Genomic DNA, 17,245 nt, shown 5'->3' on the forward strand with positions numbered 1-17,245 from the left:
GCGGTCTCAAAGCCTTATATATACTTGCTTGCAAGTTTTAGGACGGGTCTAATAGCGATCGCAGTTTATCTTTGGTGTAAAACAGACCAATAACAGGCGATGCCTACGGCTGGCTACGTCTACACATTTGCTATATCGGCGATGCCTACGGCTGGCTACGCCTACGCATTTGTTATTTCGGCGACCTCATTTGTTATTTCGGCGATCGCAGTTTATCTTTCAATCTTTGGAATTGCTGAGAGTAAGGCACGGAGAGCGTTGTTAACAGCTTCTGATGTTTTGAATATCTCAGCGACATCAGCATCAAGAGTAACTGTCAAAGGAGCTTTTTCTTGCTGACTAGCAAAACGGTTGGGCAAGGCTTTGTGATAGTCAAAGTTGTACTCTGGAAGCAAGTCATCATCTGCGTTGTTGCAGAATTCAGAAGCCTGTGAATTCTTCATAATCTCATTGCATCATGATTTGTGGAAAGCACAGCGATCGCAACAAGAGCAGCAATTGCGTAGGCGTAGCCCGCCGTAGGCATTGTGCATAACAAAGTTACGAAATATCGCCATATCTCAAATTTTAATGAGCAGCGCAAGATGTAGCGGAAAGCGAGGAGTTATGGGGCGATTCAGTAGGTACTTGAGCAACCAGAACTACGTTCCCATTGGCATCCATTATCCACCCTTGGGCTTCTACAATTTGAGCAGGTTCATTGACAGAATTAACTTTCTGTAATTTTTCTTCTGTGTTTCGCTGCGCCTGAACAACAGCTCTTTTCTGAATACCGCCAGCACGATTCTGACTCTCTGGAGGGAGCGCGATCCAATCTGCCAGCACCGCATCATCAGCTATCAATGGCTGGGTGGGATCGGCTACTAGTCCTCCACGTCCAGTGGTAATAAATGAATTTCGTGCTATTTTTCCACCAGTACTACAACTAGCAACAATTTGCCGCGAAGCATCAACCAGATTTACGGGCAATTCCACTAATCCTTTACTGGGGTCAGCATCTGGTGAGTTGATTTGGACTGTACCGTTTAATCCAAACTCGGAACTAGCAGTAATATCACTATAATTAGTTGGTTTTTCTCTATATTGCGTGCCTATGACACCAAAAGCCTTGATTTTGACATTACCACCATTGCCACCGACAGCATTAGCACTGATGTCGCTATTTTCACTGGGGACAGCGATGATGAAGCCATTAGGTACATTGACGAAGATATTACCGCCATCTCCCTTAGCCTCTGCGTTAGTGGATATTTGACTATTGCGACGCATCAGTAATATGTCTTGCACTTGTAGTGTAATATCCCCGCCTTTACCTGACTTACTATTAGATGTGAGTTCTCCTTTGGTGTCTAAAAGTATAGAGCGAGCAGTTACATTTAGATCGCCTGCTTGACCTAAATTGGGTAAAGCTCCTAAGTAGGTAAATGTGGAAAATTCACTGTTCACAGCTATTGTAGCCTGGTTCTGGACTATCAATTTTCCTGTGGTGATTCTCACTTTCCCGGCATCTCCGGAACCGTTAGTCAAAGCAATCAAGCTACTGGGACTACCAGATTCCGAGGCTCCAATTAGTTCTATGGAGTCGGAGGCATTCACAGTCAAATTTCCGCCATTTCCTTTAGCTGGTACTAATTGAAAGCCCTCCTGTCCTAGCTGTAATATACCATTTGATTCTGTTGTTACTTTTGCACCATCTTGAATACGCAACCTCTGGGTGTTGATCGTCATGTCACCTGCCTTTCCATCTGTACCAGTTGAAGTAGATAATAGACTAGGTTGAGCCAAATCAGTATTTGGATAAGAACCGCTACCAATCACCTCTACCGACTCATAGGCGTTCACGGTCAAATTTCCTCCATTACCCTCGCCTGTAGTACTAGTGAATACTTGTGCGCCATCCCGAACAACTAATTTCCTAGTATTAATCGTTAAGTCTCCACCTTTTTCTGTACCCGTAGTCTGAGTTGTCAAAACCACAAGATGGCCAGTTAGTTCTACTGTCCTACTCTGTAACTGGATATTCCCGCCACTACCCTTGCCACTGGCATCTACAGTAGATGGAATTTCCGAACCGTCAACAGTTCGCTGGATTAATCGAATGTTTTGGAAATTCTGGACGTCTTCATATCCTAATGACCAGCCTTGGTTTGTTTGGTTCAGATTGACCAGACTACTAGGAGCTACACTTCCTAACTCAATTTGTCCCGATGTTGCTGTTAAATTTCCGCCCTCCAGCGTTATATCACCGCCTACAAGTGCCAAGGTTTTGCCTAACTTGACTTGTAGACCAACGGGTTGATTGAGGATATTAGTAATTGTACTCTCTGAACTTTTTGCTTGAGATTGATTACGAATGAAAGCCGCAGTTGCTCCAAATTGTAAACCAATGGGTACACTTACTGTTAACAGAGGTGTGGTTCGGGGATCTGTGGCACTAAACTTTGTACCATCGGCAAAGTTCAAACTACTTGCAGTACTCGCCACAAATGAACCGCCGATGTTTAAAGAAGCATTGGAACCAAAAATAATCCCATTGGGATTAATTAGAAATAGGTTAGCTGCGCCGTTTGTTTTCAGGATGCCATCAATATTAGAAATAGACTTACCTGTTACCCGGCTAATAATGTTTTGAATATCCGTAGGATTTTGAAAGTCAGCCGTAATCCCTGTAGGTATAGAAAATTGCTCAAAACTGTGGAACAGATTGTTTCCTGCTCTGGTTCCACCTTCAATAATTGTGATATTACCCTGCATTTTAACCTGAGAATTAGTAGTTAGAGTACCATCCGGGGTAATTTGTTGAGCAATAACAGAGTTTCCGCAGAAAGCTATTGCACCACATACTGCAAATCCTAGACTTTTAAACCAGCGAAAACAGTAATCTCTGTTTTGCCGTTTACCTAAATTCAGAAAGTTGCACATTTGTAAATAATATATGGTAGGTTCACAAGAATGTTGTGTTCCACACAATTAAAAACGACGCTATTACCTTTACTCTCAATAAGGTGAAACGATAAAAATGTAAGTCGAACCTTTTCCTAATACCTATGGTATACAAACATATTTACCATTGTACCAACCACAACTCTTTAGCTCCTTCTTTCTAGGTGGAATTCCTTCGGACAAATCCTGAACATCCTTCTCTCCATTAGCATCATTCAATTCAGTTTTATTAAGGTCTATATTGCTCTGCAAGTCATGATAATTATCTCCCGATATACCATCATTTTCGCTTACACTACTAAATTTAGAGTTATTCAAGCTCTGACTAGTTTCCTTTTGAATATCGTCTGTTAGCTGTTGTGTGTTTTGAGAATTCATGACTTTTGCTCTCCTTGCAGAGTGGTAAATGTGTAAACTTATTTTGTGATGTACTAATTTAACCTGACTTCGATTAGTACAGTTTGGCAACGAAGGAATCAACGATACAGAGTCTAGAGTGGCACGAAAGCATTAGGTTTCTAAAGCTCTTGCGAACTCCGATAATTATGACTTCAGCTTGGCTAGTAATAATTACGTATTGTGTAACAAAACTTCATATATTTATGCTGGATTTCTTTAAAGGATTGATGAATCTGGCTACTGACTATTGATCGCTCAAGAGAATTGAGTAATTGATACCTCCTCATGTCTCACACTCTGCTTACGGTTTGGATAAACCTAGAAGCTTTATTAAGGCGATCGCTAACTATGCCCAATGCCCCATACCCAATCCCCAAAATCCTAAATCTTTTACTCATTAACCGTGCCACTATAGAAAATAGAGCTGCAAATTGAGCAATAGGAAGACTAAAGAACACTGTGCAGATAACATTCTTAGGGACGAGTTCCGGTGTACCCACGCGATCGCGCAATGTTTCCAGTGTCGCTCTGAGATTACCCCAAAGGGCAGAACTGTGGTTATTCGACTGTGGCGAAGGTACTCAGCATCAAATTATGCGGAGTGAACTGAAAATCAGTCAACTCTCCCGAATTTTTATCACCCACATGCACGGCGACCACATCTTTGGCTTGATGGGACTTCTTGCTACTTGCGGCTTGGCTGGTAATGTGGAACGAATTGATATCTATGGCCCACCTGGATTAAATGATTACATTCAATCCGCCTCACGTTATTCCTACACGCACTTTTCTTACCCGATCAAAGTTCACGCCATCCGTCCAGGGATAATTTATGAAGACGATGACTTCACCGTTAGCTGCGGTAATTTGCATCATCGGATTACAGCTTTCGGCTACCGCGTAGCCGAAAAAGACCGAGCCGGACGCTTTGATGTGGAAAAAGCCAAGGCGTTGCAAATTCCTCCTGGTCGAGTTTACGGTCAACTCAAGCGTGGTGAAACAGTTACCCTTGCTGATGGACGGGTGATTGATGGCACTCAATTGTGCGGCCCTACAGAAATTGGTCGAAAGATTGCCTATTGTACAGACACAATTTATTGTGATGGTGCAGTGGAATTAGCTGATGATGTCGATGTATTAATTCACGAAGCAACCTTTGCCCATCAAGATGCAGATATGGCTTTCCAGCGATTGCATTCCACAACCACAATGGCAGCGCAAACAGCTTTAGGTGCTGGGGCGCATCGACTGATTATGAGTCATTTCAGTCCCCGCTATGCTCCCGGAAATACTTTGGAGTTGAAGGATCTCCTCAAAGAAGCTCGTGCTATTTTTCCCCGTACTGATATCGCTTACGATTTTATGATTCATGAAGTACCCAGACGGCGGGAAGTAGAATTAACCAAGGTAGGTGTTTAAATTTTGAATTTTAGATTTTAGATTTCCTATTGAACGTTTCTAATCTAAAATCTAAAATTAACCAGGCTCTATCTTAGATTTTAATAGTCTCAATCAGAATATCAAGCAAATAAACAGCAGTTTAGTTTTCCGAGTAAGTCAACTATTTAACCAACAATTTACGGTTAACTAGATGTATCAAGAATATACAAATAGTATGGTTTAAATATTTTTCTCAGTGTGGTTTTTTATATTACAAGTTATCAAAATAACTTTAATATAGATTAATGTTGTGAATCAGATAATTTTATACTCAAATACTTAGGAAAAATAATTAATTTTTCGTCAAGATTTTTCTGATTTAAATAAAATATTTATTAAAAATTTATCCTCCCAATACTGATTAAGAATTTATATGCATGAATTGATGAACATGAAAGCGCCAGTTGGCATAATATTGTGCCAAATTAGCTTGTCATTGTTGGAAGAAGAATTAAGTATGCGATCGCGGCTATTAGGTGTAAAAAAATCATTTCATATTTCTCATAAATCTTCCAAATAAATATAGTGTTTTGATATTAGAGGAGTTTAATAGTGGCTAAGACTAGTCTGAATCAAGAGCAACAGGTTACTACTTCAGCACAAGGGGCAGCTGACATCAGACAACTATCTACTATTTTGCTTCGCCGACGCTTTCTGATCTTTGGGGTTTCCTGTGTAGTTATGTCAGCTGCTAGCCTCTTGGCTGTCATTGCCAAACCTACTTACCAGAGCAATATGCAGATATTAGTGAATTCCAATTTATCTGAAAGGGCACAGTCAAATACTCAAGTTGTTGATTCCACTACTCAGATGAAACTCATGCTGAGTTCTAAGTTGCTTCAGAAAGCTGTAGATTTACTCCATTCTGATTATCCTGATATTACCTTACAAGACATCAATGGTCAAAAAGAACCTAACAAAAAAGCACCTTTAGAAGTAACTCCAGAAGCGGGAGGCATAGGGGCAAATAAAGTTTTTAATCAAGCATTTAAAGTTTCTTTTAATGACCAAGATCCCGTAAAAGCACAAAGAGTACTTCAAGCTCTACAGAAAGTCTATCAAAACTACAACAAACAGCAGCAAAAAGAACGTCTGAATCAGGGATTAGCTTTTGTAAACACTCGCCTACCTGAGGTAAAAAAAGAGGTGAGTAAAGCTGAGAAAAACTTAGAGCAGTTTCGCAAAAAACATAAATTACTCGATCCCGAAGTCCAAAGTAAAATTCTGCTAGAATCTCTAGCCGATATTCAACAACAGCTACAAACCACTCGTGCCAACCTTCAAGATGTAAACGCTCGCTACGATAATCTAGAGCAACTAATAGCGTCTTCGTCCCAGCAGAATACACTGATTTCTTCTCGTTTAAATCAGTCAAGCCGCTATCAAGCATTATTAAGTGAAATTCAAAAGACTGAACTAGCGTTGGCTAAGGAGCGGCTCCGCTATACAGATGATTACCCATCGGTACAAAAACTAAAGCAGCAACGCCAAAGTCAACTTTACCTCTTACGAGAAGAGGTAAAAACTATTACTAATACTAGTAAGGAAAAGCCTTTATTCAAAGGACAAATGCTAGGGGTTGATCCAACGCTTGTAGATGAGTTTGTTTTAGTACAGACAAGTGTTTTAGGACTAACTGCCAATGAAAAGAATCTCATCGAGTCAGAACGGCAACTACACTCTGAGTTAAATAAATACCCAAGTTTAATAGCAGAGTATAATCGTCTACTGCCAAAGGTAGAAACTAGTCGCAAAAACCTTGAACAACTACTCCAGGCACAACAGTCATTGGGACTAAAAATTGCTCAGGAAGGATATAACTGGCAAGTTTTGGCAGAACCTTCTCTCGGTACTTATATGGGTAACAATAGATTATTACTCTTGCTTGGAGGAGCGGTAATTGGGCCGATTTTAGGTATCTTAGTAGCCCTAATTTTGGAAAAGTTTAATGACGCTATTTATTGTGCCGGAGATTTAAAGAAACTGACAAACCTACGTGTACTGGGATCGGTACCAAAATTACCATCAAGTGGTATCAAAAAACGGCGGCTTGGCCTGCCTTGGAATGGCCGAGGAAACTCAAATTTTTCTGTAATAGAAGCCAGTAATAAATTGCCCGTCCATGAAACTTTGGACATGATCTACCAAAATATTCAAATATTAAAATATCCTTTAGTGTTCAAGTCGCTGATGTTTACTTCAGCACTACCAGGGGAAGGGAAGACAACCTTAGTATTAGGTCTTGTAGCTAGTGCTACCCGGATGCATCGACGGGTATTAGTAATTGATGCTAACCTACATAATCCTAGCCTGCACAAAATTCTGGAACTATCCAATGATTGGGGGCTATCTCTGTTATTAGTTGATGAGACAACTACTCATTTTCAAGATTACATCCAGCCGATTCACCCCTACATTGATATTTTGACTGCTGGGCCAGAACCAGAAGACACAGTGAAGTTGCTCAGTTCTCAACGGATGAAAGAACTAATAGAGGTCTTTGAGCAAAGTTATGACCTAGTACTAATAGATGCTCCATCTATTTTAGGCACAGTTGATGCCAGGATTGTAGCATCCTTTTGCAGTGGTATTGTAATGGTAGAGCGCATGGGGAAAGTGACTCGAACTGAACTGACTCAAGCAATAGAAATTTTGAGTAAGTTGAATTTAATTGGAATTATCGCTAATGAAGCGAGCAATTCTCAAAAGGTATTGGCATCGTAAATCGAAGAATAAAAGTTTCTCTTCCACAGCAGTCAGATTTAGACGATTCACTTTCCCTAATTACTGCAACATATTTTGACTGTATTCTCAACCGAATCGGAATATATTTGAGCAATGCGATCGCTTTCGGTGGGTGCTTGCGCCATCGCTAAGTGATTGCATCTGCATTACATATTAAGATAACGAGGTCAGTCGGAGCTTGCCTGACTGGCAGTTAGCAATATTCAGGCTACTATACTGGATAGCAAGTAAATAAATATACTGATGTGTTATGGTCAACTGAGATAGTAAACTGTTTAACACATTAAAACAAAGCTAGTGAAAAAACTATTTGTAACTTTTAATATTTTGGTACTTTTATTGCCCCTAACTGCTGTAGCTAGCAGCACAAATGACGACTTGTCATTCTTCGAGAGCAATAACAATTTGATCGTCGCACTAGATAACAAGACTAATACTGCATGTTCTTTCAACACTAAAACTAATTCAGTCGTTAAAATGTCTGATGTTAAGTTTACTGATACGCGAATGGTTGGGGCCTCTTACTGGTGGGGAAAATTAAGCGGCAACCTGAACCATTTTCTTAATCCTAAAACATTTAAGATCAGCCAAATTAAAGGTAAATGGAGCGATAATAACGTCATCTTAATTAAGAAACAACATTACAAAGACTATGCTGCTTACACAGAAAATCTCGGCGCAACCTGTGTTAGAGAAGGCGGTTTAAACGAAGTAGCTAAGAAGATGATCAGGTAACTTATCTTACATTTAATCTCAATTATGAGAACTTTTTACTGTATATTTATCTGCTTCTACTCAAGTAACTTAGCAGGTGTTAATGCAATGCCTAACAAGAGCAATAACTAGCGGCATTGGGTATTGGAAACAGGCACAAAAGAGGAATTCTTCCCCTGCCTCCTGTTTCTTCACCTGATTTCTACCTTATATTTAAAGCAAAATGCATAATTAGTAGGAGGTGGCAACCTCCTGCGTTGGAGAACTGTCTCATCTTAAAGTAGTAGACGCGATAATCCAGAGCGTCAATTAGATACTAGTGTGATTAGATGATCAGCATGAAATTCCAACTTTACTTAGGCTCTTTATTTTCTCAGATTAAAATACGCTATTGGTGGGTAAGTATCTTTTTGTGGATTGCTTTGGTTGTCCCAGCCCAAGCGTCTGTAATTTTACGCGTGGCAATTGAGAGGGGCGTTAATCAGGTAAAAGTGGGTAGTTCCACCACTGGGATCGTTAAGGATAGTACTGGCCGGACTCTTGGACAGTTACCAGCAATGAGTGCATATTATGCTCAAGCCGTTCCTGGTGGAGTTGCTTTAGATAAGTGGCAGTCTGGTTTATTTTGGATTGAGCCAACTGGTAAAGGATTTGTTTATATTGGCGATCGCTGGTATCGAGGCAGAACTCTGGTTGTCCCCACAGAAAAAGGCTTAACTGCTGTAAACTGGGTTGATGACCAAGAATATCTCTACAGCGTTCTTGGTGGCGAAATGGATGCTAGCTGGCCCCAAGAAGCTTTAAAAGCCCAAGCGATCGCAGCCCGCACTTATGCCCTCTACGAACGGGAAAAACAACGAAATAATCCCGTTTACGATTTAGGCAATACCCCCGATCGCTGGCAAATTTACAAAGGTGTCATCAGTGAATCTCCTGCTACTTACACCGCAGTGGATTCTACTCTAGGGCAGGTACTAACTTACAAAAACCGGATTATTCTCTCAGTCTTCCACGCTTGTTCTGGGGGACACACCGAAAACGTGGAAGATGTTTGGGGAAATACCCTTCCTTACCTGCGTGCTGTTCAAGACTATGATCAAAATGTCCGCGAGTGTAATTGGGTGAAAACCTTCTCGCCCAGTGAAATTAGCGCTAAATTTCCTGAGGTAGGCAGTGTGACGGCGATGATTCCAGAGACATACTCACCTTTTCGTAGTGTTAAAGTTTTAAAAATTGTCGGTAACAAAGGCACGAAGGTGCTAGAAGGTGAGAAAGTGCGAACAGCCCTCAAGTTAAAAAGTACTAAATTTAGCGTCACAAAGGGGGCCGATGGTAGTTTTGTACTGCAAGGGCTTGGCTACGGTCATGCTTTAGGCATGAGTCAGTGGGGGGCGTACAATCTGGCTCGGCAAGGAGTGAACCATCTGCAAATTTTGGGACATTATTATCAAGGTGTAGCTCTAACACCAATTCAGGCGAAGTAATTGGGGATTGGGCATTGGGCATGGGGGAGTGGGGATGAGGAAGAAAGACTTTCCTCTCTGCTCCCCCTGCTCCCCCTGCTCCCCCTGCCCCTCTGCTCCCTATTCCCCACTCCCACGTTCTAAGCGCCGTTGCTATTCAGCGTCAATTTTTGCAGAACGTTCAACTTCTTGGTCGAGTAAGTCAGTTTCGCTAGAATACACTAAATCTTCGTTGCCAATGACTTTTTCTGTGGCAAATTGTTGGGCATAGTTGATTTTTTGTTGCAAAAGTGCATCAGGACTTACTAATAGCCTTGCTCTGGAAAGGCGATCGCGGTTGCGATCGTTTATCTTACGATTACGCCACTGAATCCAGAAATAACGTAATAACGGTATGCCTAAAAAACCTGCTCCGTAAGCCAATAGCAGCCAATAAATTCCTTGTACAAAAGCTACAAGTCCACCTAACTGGATGGCAACAGTGCCATCTCTCAACAAACTTCCCAGTATTAAAGCACCAACAAAATTTAGTATACCCAATCCAGCACTCAGCATAATTTGCCCGGAACTTGCAGCGCTAAAACGCCAAGGAAATTCCTCTAAATGATCTGATATTGCATGACGGCGCTTTTTAACTGCACTCACCTGCAACTCTGGAAAGTAATAAACTATTTGCCCTTCTGGGCTTACCCCCGGTTGCCCATTAAACCGCGTTAGAACGGGCAACATATAATCTTCGTACTCTCTTGTGTATCCCTGGCCAATGTCATCCAAATATGGGGCAATTTGTTCTGCTACCACTGCACCACGGTTACTCCGAATCACCGTAGCAATTTCTTGCCAGCGACGTTCTTCCAAGTTGGCGTTTGGATTACCATCGCCAAACAAAAACGAAAAAACAGCTTCAAAGAAATTCAGATTGCTTTCTACTTGCCTTTCACGTCGTCGTTCTTGGTAGTGGGTGTCATAATTTGGGCTAAGATACCAAAATAAATTTGGAAAATAGAAGAACCCCCCACCGCCGTAATTACTGCCCCGATTGTCGCCGTCACGATCTGAATTAGCAGCAGTAATGATAATAAAGATGGTAATAGTTATCAGAGCGATGGAAACAGTTAAGAAAATTCCAAAAGAAATGCGAATCAGGTAAAATAGAACACTCCAGACCTTTTTCCACCATTCTTGCAATCGTAGCCGAAAGTATTTATTACGCAAAATTGCTCGAAAGTTTTGTGGAAAAAGGAAAACTATATCACCTGAATCCGCTACCTGTAAATGTCCGCCAGCATCAGATGCTAGGGCTAACAAGCTTTGATTAGCTTCAGCGACGTTTAATCCTGCCTGAGTTGCCACATCACCAACGGTGACACGGTAGCCCAGTTGTTCCACAGCTTGCATGATGGTGGGACTGGGAGCCATTGCTCTCCTCTCCTATTGAAAATTATTCCCTTTTCTTAAGTATAAAGTTTTATTTTGAGCGACTTAGCAGGGGTAGGAATAAAGCATGAAATCATTAAAAATAGAAATTCTTACTATTTCATCTATATGAAAGCCATTGTCAGTCCATACTTTGAAGCTCAAGGCCCTTCGCAATTTCTTCAAAGAGGACGCTTCGTTGAACACCCGGATGTAGCGCTAAGGGGTCGGCAAATTTTTTTGGGGTTGTTGGAGGCAGGATGCGAAATAGAATTTGCACCGCCGCCAGAACTTTGCATCTTAATCCTTCGCGAATCAATCCTTGCAGTACACGACACTAAATATATTGACTATCTCAAGGTTGCTTGGTCGCATTGGTCACAAATTCAGAATGCTAGCACTGAAATATTTCCCAATATTTCTCCAAACCGCTATATGGTCAACTTCAACGAAAACCCTGTTGCTTTAGCAGGATGGTACATTGCTGATTGTGCAGCACCAATCGGGGAATTCACATGGGAAAACTCACTAGGTAGTGTATCTGCGGTGATTGTAGCGACATCTCGGATCAAAGCTGGGGAACTGGTTGTTTATGCTTTGTGTAGACCAAGTGGACATCATGCTTGCCGCGATATGGCAATGGGCATGTGTTTCTTGAATAACAGTGCCATTGCTGCTGTTGAGCTTCGCAAGCAATTTGACCGAGTGGCAATTATTGATATTGATATGCATCACGGTAACGGTACGCAGCAGATTTTTTATCAGCGTGGCGATATTTTAACAATCTCGATTCATGGCGATTCGAGAGATTTTTATCCCTTCTATAGTGGCTTTGAAAACGAATGTGGCTCAGGCGATGGCGAAGGATATAACTTGAACATTCCACTGCCAAAAGGAAGCAATGAGGCTTTTTATCTAAAAGCTCTAGAAAAATCTGTCAGCAGGGTATTATCGTTCAAGGCTGAAGCTTTGGTAGTGGCGACAGGTTTCGATACCTTTAAATCTGATCCCCTGGGTTGCTTTGCGCTGGAGTCTAATTCTTACTATAAAATCGGTAGAATGATTCGCTCTCTGAATCTACCGACACTATTTGTGCAAGAGGGTGGATATTTCGTTGAAGCCTTACGGGAAAATGCTCGGCAACTCGTTAAAGGTTTTGAAAACGTTTGAATAGTAGCTAATGCTGCTGTAGGTAGTTGCTGTTCATTAACGAAATCTTTAGATGAATTTGGTAAACCAACACTAAAGTCGATAAACTGACAAATGACCTGACACACAACGTGTTATGATTGTTTTCCTCAGCTTGGTTAACCAGCAAACTTTCTGCTCAAATATGGTTCAATACACTCTCGCTCAAAGCCCAGAAATTATCCTTACTGTTTCTGGAAAAGATTCAGCCAAAGCCCGTGATAAAGCAATGGATCAGCTAATGGAACTGATGGATGCAGGTAAGCTACCCACGGAACTGGAAGAAGGATTTGGCCCTCAACAATTAATTGAGGTAAAAGAGTCAACTATTGATACTGCTAGTGGTGAGGATACCATTACACAAGCTGTTCAGGTTCTGAGTAACTTGGCCACGCTCAAGCTGAAAGTTCAGGAGTCACGAGCTGAAGCGTTGGAAATTCGCAAAGCTGTTGATATTCTGTTCACTGATGAGTCGGTGACAGAAGAGGAAATTACTCGACTCAAGGAAGGTTTTAAAGTTCTCAAAAATTTTGCCCAAGCTAATGTGCGCTACCAAGAAGCGCGAGCTAAAGCAGAATTAGCTCGACAGACTCTAGATCAAGCTCTCAAATCGCCTGACAAGTAACATCTACAAGATTAGATGCATTGAGACACATCTTAAAAATGCAATTAAATACTTTAAAAGACAGGCATGATAGCTTGTCTTTAGATTAACTGGGGCGCTAGGATTCGAACCCAGGGATGGCGAGACCAAAACCCGCTGCCTTACCACTTGGCGACGCCCCAATAATTTCACTACGGTTAGTATAACACTTAATCCTTGGTTAATGTCAACTACTTTAATAGTTGATTTCAGATAATGGGTTTTTACAGCAGGACATTGATTGCTTGGAATTCTTGCACTTTGATTCTTTCATCACTTTGAGGTGAACCTTTGAATCTTCGTGCTTCAGGCATAAAATTCTTTTCTTAGCATCTAAAATCTGGTTCCTTTAATGGTGAACGCCTTAGAGCCAGGCTCACTTATTTCTTTTTCTTTAGTCTCCAGTCTCGTGAAGGAAGACCGCTGCAATCCGACTTGATGATAGTAGTTGTTTAGTAGCCAGCCATATAAAGAGTGGAATAGTCTTCGCATAGCGGCCGCAAAGTCGGCGCGGTTCTTGAATCCATCGATATAGCCATTCAAGTCCTAAGTCTCGAACTATGCGAGGTGCCCGTTTATGAATTCCGGCATAAACTGGGAAAACTCCACCCAGTCCAATCATTACAGCTTGTATTTTGCCCTTATGTTGAGCTATCCAATTTTCTTGTTTGGGACATCCCAGTGACACTAAGACAGCGCTAGCACCACTAGAGTTAATCTTTTGAACCAAGGCTTCGTCTTCAATTTCGGTTAGGGGACGAAAAGGTAGAGGTTCCATCGCCGCAATCTTGATCTGCGGAAATTCCTTCTCTAACCTGTTTTGTATCCTAGACAGAATTTCTGTTTGGGAACCTACAAAGAAAATGCTCTGATTTTGTGTTTGAGTTAGCTGACACAATGCGAGAAAAATATCCATCCCTGCCACGCGGTCTTGGTAAAGCGCTCCCATTTTTCGCATCATCCATACTAGAGGCATACCATCAGGAGTAACTATATCTGCATTTCGCAATACGGTGGCAAACTCTGGATTCCAATGGGCTTCAATAAGCATGTGTACATTGGCTACATATACAGTTTTGCTCTCACGCCTACTCGCCCACTTCAGTATTGTTTGTATCTGCTCGTCAAACCGTAAAGCAGTAATAGGAAAATCAAGCACTTTTTTAGTAGGTAGAAGCACTCTCGCCACCATCAATAACTCCTGTATCCAAGAAAACAATTCATAGATTACCTAGACCAATCCAAATTATTTAATATTCGGATTGGATGACTCCTGACTTTTTGTCGGCTTGTGTCATTGTTGGAAGTTAACACATGGAGGTGCAATTGCCTTTTTAGTATACTTTTGACTTAATCGGTAATACTAGAATTATTTGCTGCTGTGTCTTAGCTTACTGTTTTATGTTAAGGATTTCAGATACTGCTTGACAAAATTCATACTTCCTTCATAATTAATTTTTGGTTAGTTCATCCAAGCATTATAATTGCGATAAATTCCTAGAGAAATGCTGTATATTAAGTAGTATATACTACTTAATTGCTTAAGTATGAAAGTAAAATGCTAGCCGCTTAGTCTGCCGATTTTATATGTAAATATGCGCTTAAGAGGTTGAATTAAAATTAGTATATGTTAAAGAACAGCTAATAACTTTTTATGATGATTTACAAATTTAAGTAGATCGGTGTAATTAAATATAACTGGCTAAGGTCGTCATTTGTCATACCCTGCGGGAAGGCGTTCGCGTAGCGTCTCGTAGAGAAGCGCCTACGTCATTAGTCATTGGTAAGGGTTTCAATGATGTTTACGTTGCATAACATAGTTCGGTTTTTTGATGTTGACTTACTGATTACAGATTTAATTTAGTCTCTGTATTGATGAAAAATCTCTAAATTTTATTTTTTTCTGAAATAAAAGTCCAAAAAATAAGGGAAAGATAAATTTATCTTTCCCTGCTCTCTGGTTTTTATTATTGTCTGGCTTGTTACTTTCTTTAAGTCTTTGGCGTAACATTTGCCTTTGTTTTTTCAGTTGACGCTTCCTAGCAGAACCGCCTCTACCTTTATCATTTCTGCCTTCTTTACGGGGAGATTCCCATCTTTTCAGGCGCATAAGTTTTTAACCTCTTTAGCACTTGTTTGATAGTGGGCAGGAGGAGAATCGAACTCCTATGACCGTAAGGCCGCCACATTTTGAGTGTGGTGCGTCTACCAATTCCGCCACCCGCCCTTATTATCTAACCTTAACTAGTATACTCTAAAATTAAGAGATTTTGTAACAAGTCTGAAAATTATTTCTCAAAGTTTTGCTGGAATAACAATTTTAAGAATCTCCAGCTTAAAGGCGTGGCAGGTTCAATAAACTAGGGTCAATATCCTGTATTTTGGCACAGCCGCTAAGTGCCATTGCCACATTTAACTCATCTTGCAGCAGTGAGATGATATGAGATACGCCGATTTGTCCTGCTACTGCTAGTCCCCACAGTATGGGTCGTCCGATCAGTACTGCTTTTGCTCCTAATGCCAGAGCTTTGAGAATGTCTGTGCCTCTACGAATGCCTCCATCTAACACCACTTCTACTTTACCATCCACTGCGGCTACTATTTCAGTGAGGGCATCCAAAGAAGCGATCGCACCATCGAGTTGTCTGCCACCATGATTAGAAACAACAATTGCTTTGGCTCCATATTCTACAGCCCGCACAGCATCATCTGGGCGTAAAACTCCTTTGATAACTAAAGGTAGCCCAGATAAAGACTGCAACCATTCCAAATCGTCCCAAGTGACTGCTGGGTTTAGCTGTTGGGCAAAATAGGTAAATAACCCAGATTCGCCTTTTTCATGGGAAATATCTAGCCCTGAGATGCTCGCAAGATTAGCCAGATGTAAGTCTTGGGGTAAGGCAAACTCATTACGTCTATCTCTCTCGCGCTGTCCGAGAACGGGTGCATCTACAGTGAGACAAAGTGCTTTGTAGCCTGCTTTATAGGCTTTTTCTACCAAAGCACGAGTTAACCCCCGGTCTTTGTGGATGTAAAGCTGGAACCATCGCAGAGAATCTGGAAACTGATTACATGCAGTCGCCACCTCTTCAATGCTCTTTGTTGCCATTGTACTTAACACCATACCCACACCAGCTGATGCAGCAGCTAGGGCTGTGGCAACTTCTCCGTCTGGATGGGCTAGACATTGAAAAGCCATTGGTGCGATTAACAAAGGTAGTTGCAGGGGTTGTCCTAAAATGGAGGTACTTAGATAGCGATCGCTCACATCGACTAATATCCGAGGTCGCAGCTTGACTCGCTCAAAGGCAGCACGATTATCTCGCAATGTGATTTCGTCCCAAGCACCACTGCTGTAGTAATCAAGTGTCGTTTGAGACAGATGTTTTTTTGCTAGCTTTTCGTACTCAAAAAGGTTGATGGGTTGAAAGCGATCGTCAGTGGATAAGTAGGTAGACATAATTAAATCTAAGATAAAACTTTTGTTCGTAGTCAGCGATTTATCGCTCTGCATAAGATTTTAAATGGCTAGAGTCGCTGACTACGATTATTCATTGTCAAGGCTTTCAAATGGATTTGTCGCATAGTTGTATTTATTTTTACTTACTTAGTTAGCGAGCGCTCAACTGAATTTATGTACCGAGGTGTTGCTCAAACAGCAGGAAGATTGCTCTCAAAAAAAAGACCTCTGCTTTGCGCCAGAGGTCTTTCTGTTTCAGAACATTGTAAAATTTATCAGTAACGTAAAACGCTAATATGGTTAATTTAGTGGCTTCACATGCCATGAATGCAAAAATAGCAACCCAATTGCCAATCCCATACTGACCATTATTATTACTCCTATACCGAAAATGCGTAGGCGCAGCCCGTCGCAGGCATCGCTAAGATTTAGGTACAGACCTAGAAATCTAATGCTGCGACCAAAACTTCATCTTATGCAAGGTTTTAGGAAAACTTTTCCCAGCATTGGGCAACTAATTGACTTAACCAGCGGCGTTGTTGCTGATCCAACAGTGGATCGTCTGCTAACAACTGAGCGGTCAATTCTTCCAAAGATTGACCCTGAGCGCGGACAATTTTAATTACTCCAGCGATCGCACTGGCAACTAGTTCTTCATCAATCGGCTGTTGTCGCAGAGCAATAATTTCTTGGGGACTGTCTGGAATGGGATAATTCATGGCGTGGGTTTACAGAAATACAAAATGAACAATAACTTTGACAAACTCTTAAAATTTCTTCACTGAATCTTTACGAAACTAATAGGGCGGAGTTTACCTTACTTTATGCCTTAAG

The 17,245-nt window shown here is 41.3% G+C and carries 15 protein-coding genes and 2 tRNA genes; 7 read left to right on the plus strand and 10 right to left on the minus strand.

What is annotated here, in order from left to right:
• Positions 1–212: 212 nt before the first annotated feature.
• The 3 genes from RMY63_RS17320 to RMY63_RS17330 all read right to left on the minus strand — a co-directional run bounded on the left by RMY63_RS17320 (position 213) and on the right by RMY63_RS17330 (position 3,321).
• Positions 213–443, minus strand: coding sequence for a hypothetical protein (locus RMY63_RS17320; protein ID WP_322729880.1), 231 nt, complete (start codon positions 441–443; stop codon positions 213–215).
• Positions 444–567: 124 nt separating this feature from the next.
• The gene (locus tag RMY63_RS17325) at positions 568–2,922 is read right to left on the minus strand and encodes a filamentous hemagglutinin N-terminal domain-containing protein (RefSeq protein WP_322729881.1); all 2,355 of its coding nucleotides are present in this window, start codon (positions 2,920–2,922) and stop codon (positions 568–570) included.
• Between the two features lie 123 nt (positions 2,923–3,045).
• Positions 3,046–3,321 carry a hypothetical protein gene (locus RMY63_RS17330; protein ID WP_322729882.1) on the minus strand — a complete coding sequence of 92 codons (276 nt, stop codon included), beginning with the start codon at positions 3,319–3,321 and terminating at the stop codon, positions 3,046–3,048.
• Positions 3,322–3,801: 480 nt separating this feature from the next.
• On the opposite strand from RMY63_RS17330, the gene RMY63_RS17335 reads away from it, so the two are divergent.
• From RMY63_RS17335 to RMY63_RS17355, 5 genes are all read left to right on the plus strand, one after another.
• Positions 3,802–4,761 (plus strand): ribonuclease Z, encoded by a 960-nt coding sequence (locus RMY63_RS17335; RefSeq protein WP_322729883.1) that lies wholly within the window; start codon positions 3,802–3,804, stop codon positions 4,759–4,761.
• Positions 4,762–5,173: 412 nt separating this feature from the next.
• Positions 5,174–5,302 carry a hypothetical protein gene (locus tag RMY63_RS17340; RefSeq protein WP_322729884.1) on the plus strand — a complete coding sequence of 43 codons (129 nt, stop codon included), beginning with the start codon at positions 5,174–5,176 and terminating at the stop codon, positions 5,300–5,302.
• Between the two features lie 32 nt (positions 5,303–5,334).
• Complete coding sequence (locus tag RMY63_RS17345) at positions 5,335–7,506, plus strand: polysaccharide biosynthesis tyrosine autokinase (RefSeq protein WP_322729885.1); 2,172 nt, start codon at positions 5,335–5,337, stop codon at positions 7,504–7,506.
• A gap of 318 nt (positions 7,507–7,824) precedes the next feature.
• Positions 7,825–8,262 carry a hypothetical protein gene (locus RMY63_RS17350; RefSeq protein WP_322729886.1) on the plus strand — a complete coding sequence of 146 codons (438 nt, stop codon included), beginning with the start codon at positions 7,825–7,827 and terminating at the stop codon, positions 8,260–8,262.
• A gap of 317 nt (positions 8,263–8,579) precedes the next feature.
• Positions 8,580–9,725, plus strand: coding sequence for a SpoIID/LytB domain-containing protein (locus tag RMY63_RS17355; protein WP_322729887.1), 1,146 nt, complete (start codon positions 8,580–8,582; stop codon positions 9,723–9,725).
• A gap of 132 nt (positions 9,726–9,857) precedes the next feature.
• Here the strand turns inward: RMY63_RS17355 and RMY63_RS17360 are convergent, their stop codons facing one another.
• Positions 9,858–11,123 carry a hypothetical protein gene (locus RMY63_RS17360; RefSeq protein WP_322729888.1) on the minus strand — a complete coding sequence of 422 codons (1,266 nt, stop codon included), beginning with the start codon at positions 11,121–11,123 and terminating at the stop codon, positions 9,858–9,860.
• A gap of 126 nt (positions 11,124–11,249) precedes the next feature.
• Between RMY63_RS17360 and RMY63_RS17365 the strand changes: the two genes are divergently transcribed.
• Together RMY63_RS17365 and RMY63_RS17370 are read left to right on the plus strand one after the other, a co-directional pair.
• Positions 11,250–12,290 (plus strand): histone deacetylase family protein, encoded by a 1,041-nt coding sequence (locus tag RMY63_RS17365; protein WP_322729889.1) that lies wholly within the window; start codon positions 11,250–11,252, stop codon positions 12,288–12,290.
• Positions 12,291–12,453: 163 nt separating this feature from the next.
• A complete protein-coding gene (locus RMY63_RS17370) occupies positions 12,454–12,933 on the plus strand; it encodes a hypothetical protein (protein ID WP_322729890.1) in 480 nt (159 codons plus the stop codon).
• Between the two features lie 89 nt (positions 12,934–13,022).
• On the opposite strand, the gene RMY63_RS17375 is transcribed toward RMY63_RS17370, so the two are convergent.
• The 6 genes from RMY63_RS17375 to RMY63_RS17400 all read right to left on the minus strand — a co-directional run bounded on the left by RMY63_RS17375 (position 13,023) and on the right by RMY63_RS17400 (position 17,130).
• A tRNA-Gln gene (locus tag RMY63_RS17375) sits at positions 13,023–13,094 on the minus strand.
• A gap of 251 nt (positions 13,095–13,345) precedes the next feature.
• Positions 13,346–14,143 (minus strand): WecB/TagA/CpsF family glycosyltransferase, encoded by a 798-nt coding sequence (locus RMY63_RS17380; protein WP_322729891.1) that lies wholly within the window; start codon positions 14,141–14,143, stop codon positions 13,346–13,348.
• Positions 14,144–14,806: 663 nt separating this feature from the next.
• Entirely contained in the window at positions 14,807–15,061 is a 255-nt protein-coding gene (locus RMY63_RS17385) for a hypothetical protein (protein WP_322729892.1), read from the minus strand.
• A gap of 33 nt (positions 15,062–15,094) precedes the next feature.
• Positions 15,095–15,178 (minus strand) — tRNA-Leu (locus RMY63_RS17390).
• Between the two features lie 108 nt (positions 15,179–15,286).
• The gene (locus RMY63_RS17395; protein ID WP_322729893.1) at positions 15,287–16,411 is read right to left on the minus strand and encodes an alpha-hydroxy acid oxidase; all 1,125 of its coding nucleotides are present in this window, start codon (positions 16,409–16,411) and stop codon (positions 15,287–15,289) included.
• A gap of 485 nt (positions 16,412–16,896) precedes the next feature.
• Positions 16,897–17,130: a hypothetical protein gene (locus RMY63_RS17400; RefSeq protein ID WP_322729894.1), complete on the minus strand. Its 234-nt coding sequence runs from the start codon at positions 17,128–17,130 to the stop codon at positions 16,897–16,899.
• Positions 17,131–17,245 lie beyond the last annotated feature (115 nt).

It is taken from the genome of Nostoc sp. ChiQUE01b, from assembly GCF_034531255.1.
Classification (GTDB): Bacteria; Cyanobacteriota; Cyanobacteriia; order Cyanobacteriales; family Nostocaceae; genus Nostoc.

Coding starts and splice junctions, on each gene's coding strand:
- RMY63_RS17320 (WP_322729880.1), bottom strand. CDS start 443: ATGAAGAATTCACAGGCTTCTGAATTCTGCAACAACGCAGATGATGAC.
- RMY63_RS17325 (WP_322729881.1), bottom strand. CDS start 2,922: ATGTGCAACTTTCTGAATTTAGGTAAACGGCAAAACAGAGATTACTGT.
- RMY63_RS17330 (WP_322729882.1), bottom strand. CDS start 3,321: ATGAATTCTCAAAACACACAACAGCTAACAGACGATATTCAAAAGGAA.
- RMY63_RS17340 (WP_322729884.1), top strand. CDS start 5,174: ATGAAAGCGCCAGTTGGCATAATATTGTGCCAAATTAGCTTGTCATTG.
- RMY63_RS17355 (WP_322729887.1), top strand. CDS start 8,580: ATGAAATTCCAACTTTACTTAGGCTCTTTATTTTCTCAGATTAAAATA.
- RMY63_RS17360 (WP_322729888.1), bottom strand. CDS start 11,123: ATGGCTCCCAGTCCCACCATCATGCAAGCTGTGGAACAACTGGGCTAC.
- RMY63_RS17365 (WP_322729889.1), top strand. CDS start 11,250: ATGAAAGCCATTGTCAGTCCATACTTTGAAGCTCAAGGCCCTTCGCAA.
- RMY63_RS17370 (WP_322729890.1), top strand. CDS start 12,454: ATGGTTCAATACACTCTCGCTCAAAGCCCAGAAATTATCCTTACTGTT.
- RMY63_RS17380 (WP_322729891.1), bottom strand. CDS start 14,143: ATGGTGGCGAGAGTGCTTCTACCTACTAAAAAAGTGCTTGATTTTCCT.
- RMY63_RS17385 (WP_322729892.1), bottom strand. CDS start 15,061: ATGCGCCTGAAAAGATGGGAATCTCCCCGTAAAGAAGGCAGAAATGAT.
- RMY63_RS17395 (WP_322729893.1), bottom strand. CDS start 16,411: ATGTCTACCTACTTATCCACTGACGATCGCTTTCAACCCATCAACCTT.
- RMY63_RS17400 (WP_322729894.1), bottom strand. CDS start 17,130: ATGAATTATCCCATTCCAGACAGTCCCCAAGAAATTATTGCTCTGCGA.